This is a genomic window from Pelagibius litoralis, from assembly GCF_011683915.1.
GTDB classification, from domain to species: Bacteria; Pseudomonadota; Alphaproteobacteria; order Kiloniellales; family Kiloniellaceae; genus Pelagibius; species Pelagibius litoralis.
Genome location: NZ_JAAQPH010000010.1, coordinates 118,895 through 132,739, shown reverse-complemented (window position 1 = coordinate 132,739; position 13,845 = coordinate 118,895). Strand labels below are relative to the sequence as shown.

Here is a 13,845-nt window from a genome sequence, read left to right as displayed (position 1 = left end):
CGAGTGTTTGTTATCCCCCGTTTCTTTGAGCCTAGCGCCGCGGCTCTGCTTCGTCGAGACGGATGATTCCGAGTAACCACAGTCGTGACGTGTTCTTTAGCCTGGATAAGATTGCTTACACCTCGACAAGCGGCGCATCCTGCCGTTCGATTTCGCCGTTCGCCAAGGGTCATGCCAGAGGCCACAGTGAACGATTCTGCCGTTTTGCAGTCTTCCCCATTCGGATATCATTCGATCGTGGAATTCAAACTGTTTTGCGGCCGTTGACTGCATGATACGGGCGAACGGATGATGCTTTCTCAACCGTTGGACGACATGGAAAACAGACTCCCGGTCTGGCTGGCCTGCAGCGGATTCTATCTCGATACCGAGTTGGACGATTCCAGGTTTGACCATATTGCGCGGGTCTGCGCGCTGTCTCCCTATGCCGGAACGGAATTGGATCGGATCATGTTCAACGAAGTCTGGCCGGCCTTTTCCGCAAATCTCTACGCGCCGGCTGGCGAATGGGCCGGCTGGGACGATACCTTTGTGAAAGAGCGGGTATTGAAGACCTATCGAAAGCGCTGGCGGCTGCCATGGCGGCTCAACCCGCTGAAGCGGTCCTACAGCAAGGATTGGGAGAAGATCAGAAGGCTGATTGACGAGAAACGGAAGGCCGCCGGCCAGGGGAACGTTTTATGAGCATGAAGCCACTAAGGTGGACGGCGGAAGAGTTTTGATTTTGAACCGAAGGGTAGCAACGGCATGAAGGCGGCGGTCTTGGAGCAATGGAAGAGCCTTTCGGTGCGCCAGGTCAGCGACCCGGAACCGGCTGCGGGCGAAGCCCTGATTCAGGTGGGCCTGACCGGCATCTGCGGCTCGGATGTGCATATCTTCAACGGCGATCTTCCGATTGCCAGGACGCCGGTGATCCCCGGCCATGAGTTCATGGGAACCATCGCCGGCCTGCGGGATGAAAATGCGGCGGGCCTGGCGGTGGGCCAGCGGGTGGCGGTCCATCCCCTGGTTTCCTGCGGCGCCTGCGTGGCCTGCAAGCGGGGGCAGCCGCACGTCTGTGCCAAGTTGGTGGTGATCGGCGTGAACCGTGACGGCGCTTTCGCCGAATACGTCAGCGTTCCTGCCGAGCGTCTGATCCCGCTGGACGACGACCTGCCCGACGAAGTCGCCGCGCTGGCCGAGCCCTTTGCCGTCGGCTATCACGCCTGCCGGCGCGCCGGGCTGTGCCCCGGCGAGCGCGTGCTCGTCATCGGCGGCGGCCCCATCGGGCTTTTTGCCGCGATCGTTGCGCGCCGCCTTGGCGCCGTCGACATCGGCCTGACCGAACCCGTGGCGGCCCGGCGCGATTTCGCGGAGAGCCATGGATTTGCGGCCTTCGACCCTCTGCGGGAATCCTGTCTTTCGGACCTCGCGGCCCACAGCGGCGGCGAGGGCTTTGACATTGTCATCGAAACCTCCGGTGTCGATGCCGGGATCAATGCGGCGGTGGAGGCGGCGGCTCCGCGCGCCCGTATCGTCTCGCTCGGTTTTCCGGCGGAGCGGTTTGCGCGCTACAACGTCGCCTTCGGAATCATGAAGGAACTAAGCTTCATCGGCAGCCGCGTTTATCCGCGCGAGGAATTCAGCGAAACCGTGCAGCTGTTGACCGAGGCGGTGCGGGCCGGCGACATCGCCTTCGACCGGCTGGTCATGGATGTCAGGGGACTGGACGACCTGGAACGCTCCATCCTGGGCGTCGCCGGCGGCAAAGAGCGCGGCAAGATTCTGATCCGGCCCGTGTGAGGGCCGGGCGGCGCAACCCTGCGCCGCCCAATACCCTGTCTAGCGAATACCTTTTGAAGCCAGGTCGATGACCTGCGCGGCCTTGTCCTTGGTGATCAGGTTCGGGCCGGAGCCGATGGCCGTGGCCGGCATAACCCCGTACTTGGCGTTCAAGGCCAGAAGCTGCACCGGCAGGAAGCCCTGCAGGTAGGGCTGCTGGTCGATGGCAAAGAGCGCGTCGCCGTCGCGCACCGATTCCAGATACCCGCCGGAGAGGTCGAAGGAGCCGATCTTGATTTCGCCGGCCCGGCCGAGTTCCTCGACCGCTGCGACGATCTGCTCGCCGGCGAGAGACGCGTTGAGACCCAAAGCGGTATCCAGATCAGCGTCGGATTCCAGGGAGGCTTTGACCTTCGCTTTCACCTCCGAGGGGTCGTTGGTGGTCGGCAGGACGACGACCTGGCCTTCAAACCCGTCGGCAAAACCCTGACAACGGGTATCCAGGGCGACGTTGCCGACCTCGTGGTTGATGCAAAGGCCCTTTGTGCCCCCGGCAGCCTTCAGGGCTTTTCCGGCGGCAAGGCCGGCGGCGTATTCTTCCTGACCGACATGCAGCAGGGCGCCCAGCTTTTCGTAGACGTCGGCGCCCGAGTTCATGGAGATCACCGGAATGCCGGCGGCGACGGCCTTTTGGATCGACGGACCGAGGGCGTCGGCGTCAGGTATGGAAACTATGATGCCGTCCGGTTCCTGGTTCACGGCGGCGTCGATCAGCTGTGCCATGGCGACCATGTCAAAGGTCTCGGGCGCCCGGTAGTCGACGGTGACACCGTTGGCTTCAGCGGCTTCCGAGATGCCGTTCTTCACGACCGACCACCAGGGGTCCGACGCCTGACCGTGGACGACGGCGATGATCTTGACCTCTGCTGCCGATACCGTGGTGGCCGTGCCGGTGGAAACTGCGCCTAGCAAGGCGGCGGCCGCAAGGGCGGCCTTCATCAAAGACTTCATTCGTTCCTCCCCAAGGGACGGCGTGGGCCAAGGGACGGTATGGGGATTTCCCAGCCGCCTTCGTGATGTTTTCAGGCATATGATTGGCGCCTAATGCACTCTAGCCCGAGCAGATCAGTCATGCAACCGGTTGCAAAAATAGCTGGATGGACGGAGAGTTGTGGCCGGCCGTGCGATGGCAGAAAATGCGCGCTGGCGTTTCGGCCCCTGACGAGAGAATCGGCAGGGCCTAGAGCAGATCCTGGTCGAATGGAATCGCCAGAGGCGATCCATCGACCAGGTGAATCTGCTCTAACCTTTTGATGTCGATCGGATTCACATGTTTTGTCGGAACCACGAAGTGGTTCCGACAAAACATGATCCGATCTAGGGATAGGGAAGATTGGTTTTGGACAGGGGCGGGGATCGTGGCGGTCGGAGCGATGCGCCGGTGACCTTGAGAGAAGTCGCCGAGGCTGCGGGGGTTTCGCGCTCCGCAGTGTCGCGCACCTTCACCGAGGGGGCCAGCGTCTCGCCGAGGACGCGCAAGAAGGTGGAGAAGGCGGCCCGCGAATTGGGCTATCGCCCCAACTTCCTGGCGCGCAGCCTGACCACCAAACGCACCGCGCTGATCGGTCTGCTGTCCAATAACTTCCAGAATCCGGCTTTTATGGAGGTCTTCGATCTCTTTACCGCCGGCCTGCAGGAGCGCGGGTTGAGGCCCTTGCTGGTGAATCAGTCCGACGAGGACGATCCCCAGGCCTCGCTTGAAATGTTGATGCAGTACAGCGTGGACGGCCTGATCGTGGCCTCGTCGACCTTGCCGCCGCAGTTCTCAAAGGCCCTGGCCGAGACCCGCCTTCCGGTGGTGCATGCCTTCGGCAAGCCGTCGCCGCCTTTCAAGGTGAACGTGGTGGGGATCGACAATGTCCATGGCGGCGAGCTGGCGGCGGACCTGTTGATCGAGCGCGGTTATCGCTCGGTCGCCTTTCTCGGCGGACCGCGCACGGCGACCTCTACGGAAGACCGGCTGGCCGGATTCGAACGAAGGCTCGGCCTGGCTGGTATCGGCCTTGCGCAGACACGCTTTGCGGAGACCTACAGCTATGGTGCGGGCCGCCAGGCAATGACCGCGCTGCTCGATCAGAGCCCCGTCGAGGCGGTGTTCTGCGGTGACGATATTCTCTGCATGGGCGCCCGCGATGTCTGCCGCGAGCGCGGCCTGAGGGTGCCGGAAGAGATCGGCCTGATCGGCTTCAACGACATCGCCATGGCGGATTGGACGGCCTACGACCTGACGACGATCCGTCAGCCGATTCGCGATATCATCATTGCCGCGGTGGAACTGGTCGTGCGCCTGGTCGAGGAGCCGGGCCGCAGTGCCGAGGCCCGGATCTTTCCCTGCCGGGCGGTGGAGCGTGGCACGCTCCGGCCGCTCTAGGACGTTTTCGACTTACGTCGAAGGGTTCCAGCCCGCTCCCCCACCCGGCCACCCACTAAGATACTGGCGTTGGGTGGCCGGGTGGGGGAGCGGGCCGGTGCCGTCTAATCCGACAAGAGCCTAGCGTTCTACCGCGACCCAGGTGCCGCCGGCTTTTGCCGAGGCGACCGCGGCGTGAATGGCGGCGATGCTATGAAGTCCCTCTTCTGCTGTCGGAAAGGAGAGGTTCTGCTTGTCCGGACGGCCACCTTCCTTCTGTGCGTGGATGGCCTCGGCCAGATTGGCATAGAGGTTGCCGAAGGCGCCGAACATGCCCTCGGTGTGACCGATGGCGAGGCGCGAGGCGCGCTGTGCCGCCGGCAGAAGTTCGCTGCTGCCGCGCTCCAGTATCCGGCTGGCTTCGTTCAACGGCGTCCAGATCAGCTGGTTCGGCTGCTCCTGCGCCCAACGCAGACCGCCTTTCTCGCCGAAGACCTGCAGGGTCAGCCCATGCATGCGGCCGACCGCGACGGCGCTGGTCCAGAGCCGCCCTACGGTGCCGCCGTTCATGCGAAAGGCGATGAGCGCGTCGTCCTCCAGCTTGCGTCCTTCGATGCAGGAGGCGAAGTCGGCGGAGAGTGTCGTGACCTCCTGGCCGATGACGAAACAGGCCATGTGGAGTGCGTGGCTGCCGCAGTCGGCCACCACTGAGGAAATGCCGGCCTGGGCCGGATCGTAGCGCCAGCGGACGCGCGGGTTGTCGGCGTCGGCGGCATCGGCGTGAAAGCCGTGGGCGAACTCGGCGACGACCAGTCTGACGCGGCCAAGCTCGCCGCCCGCCACCATGGCCTGCATCTGGCGCACCAGGGGATAGCCGGAGTAGCCGTAGTTGACGGCGCAGAGGCGACCGCTCTCCCGCGCGATGGCAACGATCTCCTCAGCCTCCGCGATGGTCGTGGTCATCGGTTTTTCGCAGAGAACGTTGAAGCCGGCCTGCAGGAAGGCCTTGGTAATCTCAAAGTGGGTGTTGTTCGGCGTTGCCACGGTAACCAGGTCAACACGGTCCGGACGGCTTGATTCGCCGTCTAGCATCTCACGCCAGTCGCCATAGGCGCGGTCTTGCCCGGCGCCGAGCCGAACCGCGAAGTCGCGCCCCTTTTCGGGATCGATGTCCAGCGCGCCGGCCGCGAAGGTGAAGGCGCCGTCCAGCGTGGCCGCGACGCGGTGGGCGCCGCCGATCTGGCTGCCTTCGCCGCCGCCGATCATTCCCCAGGAAAGTTTGCTCATGGCGTTCTCCAACTCACGCTGCGAGGCCGATGCTGCGCAGGTAGGTGAGGTTTGCCTTGGCGTCGGCCAAAGGCGCGGTGTCGCCGGCGGGATCGCAGTCCTGCTCCACCGTCGCCCAGCCGTCGAAGCCTTTCTCCGTCAGCGCGTCGCGCATGGCCTCGAAGTCGACCGCACCCTGGCCCAGAGTGCAGAACAGACCCTGGGCGCAGGCATCGTAAAAGCCGATGCGTTCCTCGACCACCCGTGCCTTCACGTCGGGATCGACATCCTTGAAATGGATGTAGCTCACCCGATCGGCGTGGCGGCGATAAAAGTCAACCGGGTCGAAACCGGCATAGACGCAATGCCCGGTGTCCAGGCAGACCGAGAGCAGCTCGACGTCGATCTCGCCCAGCGCACGCTCCAGCTCATCCTCGAACTCCATGTAACCGGCCGCATGGGCATGGAGAGCGACCGAGAGGCCGTACTCTTCGGCCCCCATGCGGGCGACGCTGCGGATGCGGTCGATGAAGGCGCGCCAATCCGTCTCGCTCATGCGTTCGGCCTCGGCCGCGCGCCCGGCGGTGGGCGCCCGCCTGGCGGCGATGGAATCGATCAGCACCAGATGCTTGGCGCCATGGGCGCTCAGGGCCTGGCAGGTGCGCCGGCTGGCGGCCTGGACCTCGTCCCACTTTGCAGGATCGTGAAAGGGACGGAAGACGACACCGCCGATCAACGAAAGCCGGCGCTCCGCCAGGTTCCTGCGCAGAACCGCCGGGTCTTCCGGCATGTAGCCGATGGGGCCGAGTTCAAGGCCGCCATAACCCGCAGCTGCGGCGTCATCCAGCACCTGCTGCCAGTCCGGGTTCCGGGGGTCGTCCGCAAATTCGACGCCCCAGGAGCAGGGGGCATTGCCGATGGAGAGGGGCATCTTGTGTTCCTTGTCGAAATCGATGTCGGGGCTGGGTTCAGGCGTGCAGGTCGCCGACCGTCACCCAGTTGCGTGTCTGGTTTGAGCGGGCCACGGCGGCAACGACGCGGTTAACGTCACAGCCGTCGCGGAAGGTGGGCCAGCGCGGTCTGCCGGTTTCGATAGCCTTTAGGAAATCGCGCGCTTCGATGATGATCTGGTCGTTGTAGCCGGTGCCATGCCCCGGGCCGAGGCAGAAGGCCTGATAGTCCGGATGCTCCGGGCCGGTCAGGATCTTGCGGTATCCTTCCCGTCCCGGCGCGGCATCGCTGTCGCAGAGCCAGAGGGCATTCTGGTCTTCCTGGTCGAAACGCAGGGCCCCCTTGGTTCCATAGATTTCGTAGGCGTAGCCCATCTTACGCCCGCTGGCCACGCGGCTGAAGGTGAGGGAGCCCATGGCACCGTTTGCGAAGCGGCAGAGAAAGTGGCCCTGGTCGTCGTTCTCCACCTTTTCCGGTCCGTCGGGGCCTGGGCGGGTCTCATGCACCGTCTGAATGTCGGCAACGAGAGACTCGATGGGCCCGATCAGGCGCAGCACCGCGTTGATGATGTGCGGCGAGAGATCGCCCAGGGCGCCGGAGGATGCTTCGCGGGTGCGCCAGTTCGCCGGTGTTTCCGGATCGGCCAGGAAGTCCTCGGTGTGTTCGGCGCGGACGTGTACGAGGCGCCCGATCTCGCCGGCTTCGATGATCTGCCGGGCCAACTGGCTGGCCGGCGTCCGGATATAGTTGAAGCCGACCATGTTGACCACGCCGGCCGCCTCGGCGGCAGCGGTCATGACCTCGGAATCCTGCAGCGTTTCGCCGAGGGGTTTTTCGCAGAACACCGGTTTGTCCGCCGCGATGGCGGCCAGGGCGATATCGCGGTGGGTGCGCTGCGGCGAGGCGATGATCACGGCCTCGACCGCGGGGTCAGCAACAAGCACACGCCAGTCGGCGGTGGAGCGCTTGAAACCGTAGGCGGCGGCCTTCTCGGCCGCGCCGGCCTCGCTGGTGGCGCAGATCATCTCGCAGACCGGCTTCAGCGCCGTCTCGAAAACGGTGCCGACAGCCTTCAGCGCGACGCTGTGCGCCTTTCCCATATAGCCGGTCCCAATAACCCCGACGCCGATGCTCTTCATGACCGTTCTCTTTCTGCAACCGGTTGCAAACTCTCTATCGGATATATAGGATCGTCCGTCAAGTATCGTCCTTCACTCCGTCTTCGGGAAAGAGGGCGGATCGTTGCATGCGATGGAGGTTCCGCGGCGATGGTGAGAGGCGATGAAACGCTGACCCTGACGATGGCACAGGCGCTGGTGCGCTATCTCGTGGCCCAGCGCATTGAGATAGATGGCGCTGAATGGCCGCTTTTTGCCGCCGTTTTTGCGATCTTCGGCCACGGCAACGTCACCTGTCTGGGTGAAGCCCTCTATGAGGTGCGCGACGATCTGCCGACCTGGCGCGGCCAGAACGAGCAGTCCATGGCCCTGGCCGGGGTGGCTTATGCCAAGGCGCGGCTGCGCCGGCAGATCTGCATCGCGACCTCCTCGGCGGGGCCCGGTGCGACCAACATGGTGACCGCCGCGGCGCTGGCCCATGCCAACCGCCTGCCGCTGCTCATTCTCTCCGGCGATACCTTCACCAGCCGTCTGCCCGATCCGGTGTTGCAGCAGGTCGAGCATTTCCACAATCCCTCGATCTCGGTGAATGACGCCTTTCGGTCCGTGACCCGCTATTGGGATCGGATCACGGCGCCGGAGCAGCTTCTGCAATCCCTGCCGCAGATGGTCGAAACCCTACTCGATCCGGCGGACTGCGGCCCCGCCTTTCTGGGCCTGCCTCAGGACATCCAGGCCCGGGCCTATGACTACCCCGAGGCGTTTTTTGAGCCCCGCCTTCACCGTATCCGGCGGCCCCGGCCGGATAGTGACGATCTGGCGCGGGCGGCTGAGATCGTCAGGGCGGCGCGCAAGCCGCTGATTGTCGCCGGCGGCGGCCTGCACTACTCGGGGGCGGCCCGGGAACTGGCGGCTTTTGCCGAAAGCCGCGGTATCCCTGTCGTCGAAACCCTGGCGGGCCGGGCGCTGCTGCCCCACGATCACCCGATGAACGCCGGGCCGATCGGCCCGACCGGCGCCCACTCCGCCAATGCCCTGGCCAGGGAAGCCGATTTGGTGCTGGCCGTCGGCACCCGGCTGCAGGACTTTGTGACGGCTTCCTGGTCGGCTTTCCAGAATCCGGACATGCGCCTGGTTTCGATCAATGCGGCGCGCTTCGATGCGGCCAAGCACCGGGGCCAGGGGGTTGTCGGCGACGCGAAGGTCGCTCTGGCGGAACTCGACACGCTGCTGGGCGACTGGGTCTCGCCGCCGGACTGGACCGGCAGGGCGCGGGAACTCTATGGCGACTGGAACAAAGCGCTGGAAGCGCGCACCGCAGCAACCAACAGCCTGCCGTCCTATGCCCAGGTGATCGGCGCGGTGAACCGGGCGAGCGGGCCGGATGACCGGGTGCTGACCGCCGCTGGTGGGATGCCGGCTGAATTGAATACCAACTGGAAGGCCAAGGGCCTTGCCTCCGTCGACATCGAGTTCGGCTTTTCCTGCATGGGCTACGAAGTGGCAGGCGGCTGGGGTGCGGCTATGGCCAGCGCCGATTCCGGTGCGCCCGGCGAAACCTACGTGCTGGTCGGCGACGGTTCCTATCTCATCATGAATTCCGACGTCTATTCCTCGGTGTTGACCGGGCACAAGATGATCGTGGTGATCTGCGACAACCAGGGTTTCGCGGTGATCAACAAGCTGCAGAACAACAGCGGCAACGAATCCTTCAACAACCTGCTGGAAGACTGCCGCATCGAGAAGTTCGTGAATGTCGACTTCGCCGGCCATGCCCGGGCCATGGGGGCCGAGGCCGAAGCGGTTTCCTCCATCGCCGAGTTGGAGGCGGCCCTTCAGCGCGCGCGGGCGGCGGCGGGCACCTGCGTCATCACCGTGAAGGTCGACAAGCACGCCTGGACCGAAGGCGATGCCTGGTGGGAGGTTGGCATCCCCGAGGTTTCCAAGCGCGAGAGCGTGCTGGAAGCCGGACGCCTCTGGGATGAAGGCCGCCGGCACCAGCGGCGGGGTATCTGACTCTTGGCAGCCCCCCTCGCCATAGACCGCCTCGACCGGAGCCGCCCTTTCGGCGCTCTGGTGTTGGGGCGCGCGGGCCTGGACCTCTACCCGGCAGAGGACGGCGGCAAGATCGCAGAGGCGGCTGCCTTTACCAGCGATCTCGGTGGCTCCGCCGGTAACATCGCGGTCGCCCTGGCCCGGCAGGGGGTGAAGACCGGCCTGCTTACGGCGCTGTCGGACGACCCTGTCGGCCGTTTCGTGCGCCAACGCCTGGAGGCTTTCGAGGTCGACACCCGTTACGTCCGCAGCGTTGCCGGTGACCCGCGGACCAGTCTGGCCCTTGCCGAGGTGCGCGATGACGACTGCGAGGTCACCATCTATCGCAACAATGCCGCCGATCTGCAGCTGACGGCGGACGAGGAACTGCTTGCCGGCGTAGCGGCGGCGGGCGCCCTGATCGTGACCGGCACGGCCCTGGTGGCCAATCCGTCGCGGGCGGCGACCCTTGCCCTCCTGGAGGCGGCCCGCGCGGCGGGGACGGTGACGGTCTTCGACCTGGATTACCGCGCCTATGCCTGGACGTCGCGGGAGGAAACTTCCGCAGTCTACGGCCAGGCCGCCGGGCTGAGCGATCTCATCGTCGGCAACAGCGAGGAGTTTGCGGTTTTTGCGAACGACGGTAACGGCGAGGCTGCTGCCTCGGCCCTGGCGGCGGAGGAGGACCGACTCGCCATCCTGAAGCGCGGCGGCGAGGGCGCGAGCGTCCTTGGGCCCGGTTGGCGGATCGACAGCGGCGTCTTTCCGGTGACCGCGCTCAAACCCTACGGCGCCGGCGATGCCTTCATGGGCGGCCTGGTTGCCGCATTGCTGAAAGGCGCGGCGCTGGAAGAAGCGATCCGGCGCGGCTCCGCGGCTGCCGCGATGGTCGTCTCCCGCCGCGGCTGCGCCTCGGCCATGCCCGACAGCGCCGAACTCACCACTTTCCTGTCATCGCAGACGATGACCTCTAATCCGACGAGGGTATGATCCATGCACATCAAGCCTTACGACAACCACAATGAGCCGATCGTCGGCGCCAATGATGCGCGGGTGCCTCTGGTCTACATGAACATCGTGAAGCTGAAGCAGGGCGAGACCTTCAGCTATGCCGAAGAGGGCTACGAGACCTGTTGCGTGCCAGCGCACGGCACCATCGACGTGACGGTCGGCAATCAGGCTTTCGAGGCCGTGGGCGACCGGCCATCGCTTTGGGAGGGCAACCCCTCAGGCGTCTACGTGCCGAGCGGAAAGGATGCTTCTTTTACCTGCGTTTCCGACGACACCGAGGTCTTCGTTGCCGGCGCCAAGTTCGACGAGGTGCTGGAGCCCTTTGTGGTCAGGCCGGAGGAGATCGATCCGGTCCAGTATGGCTCCGACGACACCAAGACCCACCGCAAGATCAAGCACATCCTCGGCCAGAAGCAGGCGGGGAAGGTCGGGCGTCTGCTGGTCAGCGAGCTTTTCACCGTCGGGGCCGGCGGCTGGTCGGGTTTTCCCTCCCACAAACACGATACGGACGATCTGCCGGGCGAAACCCGCCACGACGAGGTCTATAACTTCCGTTTCAATCCGGACTGGGGTTTCGGCGCGCAGTTTCATCAGCGCGAAGACGAAGAATTCGGCCAGTGCTACCATGTAAAGAACGGCTCCACCTTCGTCATCGACGGCGGCTATCATCCTTCCGTCGCCGCGCCGGGTTACGAAATGTACTATTTCACGGTCCTAGGTGGCCTGTCGCAGCGCCCGCTGGTGCAGAACTTCCAGCCGGAACATGCCTATCAGGTCGAGACGATCCCGGGGATCAAGGACATGATCGCCAAGTTCAAATAGATGCTGGTCAACCTCTCGGAAGTCCTGCAGCCGGCCCTTGATGGCGGCTACGCAGTCGGCTGCTTCAACGTCTTCGGCTATGAGGACGCGCGCGCCGTGGTCGACGCGGCGGAAAAGCTGGGTGCGCCGGTCATTCTCTCGGCCAACCTGGACCTGCGCCAGTTCATGCCGGTGAAGATGGTGGCGGGCCTGTTTCGCGGCCTCGCCGAGACGGCTGATGTCCCGGTCTGCGCCCATCTCGACCATACCTATGAGATCGACGACGTGCTGGAGGCCGTGGATCTCGGCTTCAGCTCGGTCATGATCGACGGCTCCCAGCTGCCGCTGGCGGAAAACATCGCGGCGGTGAAGCGGGTGGTGGCCCATGCCCATGGGGCGGGCGCTTCGGTGGAGGCGGAGATCGGCTCGGTGCCCTATGCGGAGGGCCGCGATCACATCAAGTCCGAGCTGACAGATCCCGCCGAAGCCTGCCGCCTGGCGGAGGAGGGGGGACTGGACGCCCTGGCCGTTTCCGTCGGCAATGTCCACCGGCTCTCCGCGCCCGGCGCGACCGTCGCCTACGACCGGCTGGCCGAGATCGAGGCGCTGGTGCAACTGCCTCTCGTCATTCACGGCACGTCGGGTCTGTACGAAGAGGATATTCTCAGGCTGGCCGGGACACGGGTCTGCAAGTTCAACATCGGCACCGTCCTGCGCCAGGCTTTCGGCAAGTCACTGCGCCAGGCTTTTACCGACGATCCGGCGGTCTATGACCGCCTGGATCTGATGAAGCGTGCCATGCCGGCGGTGCAGGCCGAAACGGAGCGGATGATCCGGCTTCTCGGTTGGCCGGGCCGCAGCTAAGCTCATTGTCTCAGGCCGCCTTCCAGCGGATGTGTGTGAGGCAGGTGTCGCCGAGAGCGACCTGACGCCGGCGCGGCTCGCCTGACAGTCGCTCTGTCGAAAGCCGCGCCGGATTGTCCCCGGCGCGGTATCCAAAGATGAGTGATCATCCGACAAAGAGAATGATGAAGGCGACGATCAGCGCGAAGAGCGCGATTGCCTCGGTGAGGGCAAAGCCGAGCAGCCCGACCGGCTGCACTACTTCCGCGGCGCCGGGGTTGCGGGCAACGGAGGATATCCAGTCGGAGAAAATCTTGCCAAGGGCCAGGGCGACACCGAGCAGCGGCAGCAGCGCGATCGCCGCTGCCAGGAGTCTGATGCCATCATCAGTCATGTCATGTTTTCCTTGTTGGTTTTAGGGGGAGATTGGAGAGAGGGCGCGCGCTAGTGACCGTGCAACGCGTCGCGGATGTAGAGCGAAGTGATCAGAATGAAGATGTAAGCCTGGACCAGGAAGATCATGACCTCGAAACCATAGAGGACGACCATCATGGTGACCGGAAGAAGCGAGATGCCGACACCCACAGCGCCGAGCGCCTCGGTCATCATCACGCTGAAATCTGCGAAGAGCTTGATCATGATGTGGCCGGCGAGGATGTTCGCGAATATCCGTACCCCCAGCGTGATCGGCCGGAAGAGATAGGAAATGACCTCAATCACGATCAGCAGCGGCGCCAGGTAGAGGGGCGTGCCCGCCGGCAGGAAGATGTTGAAGAAGCCCATGCCCTGCCGTCGCACCGCAAGGGTGTTCACGTAGATGAAGACAGTCAGCGAAAGCGCCAGGGTGACCACCAGGTGACTGGTCAAAGTGAACTTCACCGGGGTCAGCCCCAGCAGGCTGCCGAAGAGAATGAACACGAAGAGCGTGAAGACGAAGGGGATCGTGTGCTGCGCTTCCGGCCCAGCTGTTTTTATGACTGTGCGCGCGACGAAGACATAAACCGACTCGACAGCAGATTGCAGACGCCCGGGTACCATTGCCTGCTTGCGCATGCCGAAAATCATGAAGAAAGCCACCAGGATAGTGGTCGTCACCATCGCCTGGGCCGAAGTCGTGAATGATACGTCGATGCCGAAGATTTGAATCGGCACGAGGACATCGAACTCGAACTGTGTGATCGCGTATGGCACTTGCGGCTCATAGGAAGCCATGACTTTTCTCCCCCGCAGATGTCAGCAGCCGCCGCGGTCCTTCGCGACACATGTGCTGGTGCGGGGGCACGGATACAACGCGCCCCGTGATTGGAATTCCCTATGGGTTGTTCGTGCAGGCCTCCCTTTCGGCGTGCCGGTTTTCAATGATCGACCGCAAGCGTTAAACCAGGGCACACTCCGGCACCGCCGGCTGCCGTTTCATCGGCTGCAGCGCTTCTGCGGGCCCGGCGGTTCCTGCCGCCCCATGGATTTGCCCTGCATCAAAGATTTGCAATGTGCCCGGCAGCCAGGATCCGGCATCGTCGAAGCAGTTCGATACCTCCGCATCGGCTGCAAAGCCCGGCAGGCTTGCTGCTGCGGTCAACAGGGTGGCGGCGATCAAGCTGTTCAGCATTTGCCAAGTCCTCGGGTTTCCTGTGGGCCGCCGCCGTTCGA

At 64.2% G+C, this 13,845-nt stretch carries 14 protein-coding genes; 7 read left to right on the top strand and 7 right to left on the bottom strand.

The features are described 5' to 3' along the window. Positions 1–315: 315 nt before the first annotated feature. Together HBA54_RS14350 and HBA54_RS14345 are read left to right on the top strand one after the other, a co-directional pair. Positions 316–684: a DUF7079 family protein gene (locus HBA54_RS14350; protein WP_167225716.1), complete on the top strand. Its 369-nt coding sequence runs from the start codon at positions 316–318 to the stop codon at positions 682–684. Positions 685–747: 63 nt separating this feature from the next. After that, complete coding sequence (locus HBA54_RS14345) at positions 748–1,782, top strand: zinc-dependent alcohol dehydrogenase (protein WP_167225713.1); 1,035 nt, start codon at positions 748–750, stop codon at positions 1,780–1,782. Positions 1,783–1,821: 39 nt separating this feature from the next. Here HBA54_RS14345 and HBA54_RS14340 read toward each other — a convergent pair whose 3' ends face one another. Further along, the gene (locus HBA54_RS14340) at positions 1,822–2,772 is read right to left on the bottom strand and encodes a sugar ABC transporter substrate-binding protein (protein WP_167225711.1); all 951 of its coding nucleotides are present in this window, start codon (positions 2,770–2,772) and stop codon (positions 1,822–1,824) included. 430 nt (positions 2,773–3,202) lie between these two features. Here HBA54_RS14340 and HBA54_RS14335 point away from each other — a divergent pair, with 430 nt between their 5' ends. Continuing rightward, on the top strand, positions 3,203–4,192 hold the full coding sequence (locus HBA54_RS14335; RefSeq protein ID WP_167225709.1) for a LacI family DNA-binding transcriptional regulator: 990 nt from the start codon (positions 3,203–3,205) through the stop codon (positions 4,190–4,192). Between the two features lie 120 nt (positions 4,193–4,312). Here the strand turns inward: HBA54_RS14335 and HBA54_RS14330 are convergent, their stop codons facing one another. Genes HBA54_RS14330 through HBA54_RS14320 form a run of 3 tightly spaced genes read right to left on the bottom strand, consistent with a single transcriptional unit; the run spans position 4,313 to position 7,527 of the window. Further along, on the bottom strand, positions 4,313–5,458 hold the full coding sequence (locus HBA54_RS14330; protein ID WP_167225707.1) for a Gfo/Idh/MocA family protein: 1,146 nt from the start codon (positions 5,456–5,458) through the stop codon (positions 4,313–4,315). 13 nt (positions 5,459–5,471) lie between these two features. Continuing rightward, entirely contained in the window at positions 5,472–6,368 is an 897-nt protein-coding gene (locus HBA54_RS14325; protein WP_167225705.1) for a TIM barrel protein, read from the bottom strand. A 37-nt stretch (positions 6,369–6,405) separates the two neighbouring features. Next, entirely contained in the window at positions 6,406–7,527 is a 1,122-nt protein-coding gene (locus tag HBA54_RS14320; protein ID WP_167225703.1) for a Gfo/Idh/MocA family protein, read from the bottom strand. Between the two features lie 129 nt (positions 7,528–7,656). Between HBA54_RS14320 and iolD the strand changes: the two genes are divergently transcribed. Genes iolD through HBA54_RS14300 form a run of 4 tightly spaced genes read left to right on the top strand, consistent with a single transcriptional unit; the run spans position 7,657 to position 12,216 of the window. Beyond that, positions 7,657–9,522 carry a 3D-(3,5/4)-trihydroxycyclohexane-1,2-dione acylhydrolase (decyclizing) gene (iolD, locus tag HBA54_RS14315; RefSeq protein WP_167225701.1) on the top strand — a complete coding sequence of 622 codons (1,866 nt, stop codon included), beginning with the start codon at positions 7,657–7,659 and terminating at the stop codon, positions 9,520–9,522. Between the two features lie 3 nt (positions 9,523–9,525). After that, positions 9,526–10,530, top strand: a complete 1,005-nt coding sequence (iolC, locus tag HBA54_RS14310; RefSeq protein ID WP_167225699.1) for a 5-dehydro-2-deoxygluconokinase — start codon at positions 9,526–9,528, stop codon at positions 10,528–10,530. A 3-nt stretch (positions 10,531–10,533) separates the two neighbouring features. Beyond that, positions 10,534–11,373: a 5-deoxy-glucuronate isomerase gene (locus tag HBA54_RS14305; RefSeq protein ID WP_167225697.1), complete on the top strand. Its 840-nt coding sequence runs from the start codon at positions 10,534–10,536 to the stop codon at positions 11,371–11,373. Continuing rightward, positions 11,374–12,216: a class II fructose-bisphosphate aldolase gene (locus HBA54_RS14300; RefSeq protein WP_167225695.1), complete on the top strand. Its 843-nt coding sequence runs from the start codon at positions 11,374–11,376 to the stop codon at positions 12,214–12,216. A gap of 145 nt (positions 12,217–12,361) precedes the next feature. Here the strand turns inward: HBA54_RS14300 and HBA54_RS14295 are convergent, their stop codons facing one another. From HBA54_RS14295 to HBA54_RS14285, 3 genes are all read right to left on the bottom strand, one after another. Further along, positions 12,362–12,589: an ATP synthase subunit C-like protein gene (locus HBA54_RS14295; protein WP_167225693.1), complete on the bottom strand. Its 228-nt coding sequence runs from the start codon at positions 12,587–12,589 to the stop codon at positions 12,362–12,364. 50 nt (positions 12,590–12,639) lie between these two features. Then, the gene (locus HBA54_RS14290) at positions 12,640–13,407 is read right to left on the bottom strand and encodes a F0F1 ATP synthase subunit A (RefSeq protein WP_167225691.1); all 768 of its coding nucleotides are present in this window, start codon (positions 13,405–13,407) and stop codon (positions 12,640–12,642) included. 163 nt (positions 13,408–13,570) lie between these two features. Beyond that, positions 13,571–13,804, bottom strand: a complete 234-nt coding sequence (locus tag HBA54_RS14285; RefSeq protein ID WP_167225689.1) for a hypothetical protein — start codon at positions 13,802–13,804, stop codon at positions 13,571–13,573. Positions 13,805–13,845 lie beyond the last annotated feature (41 nt).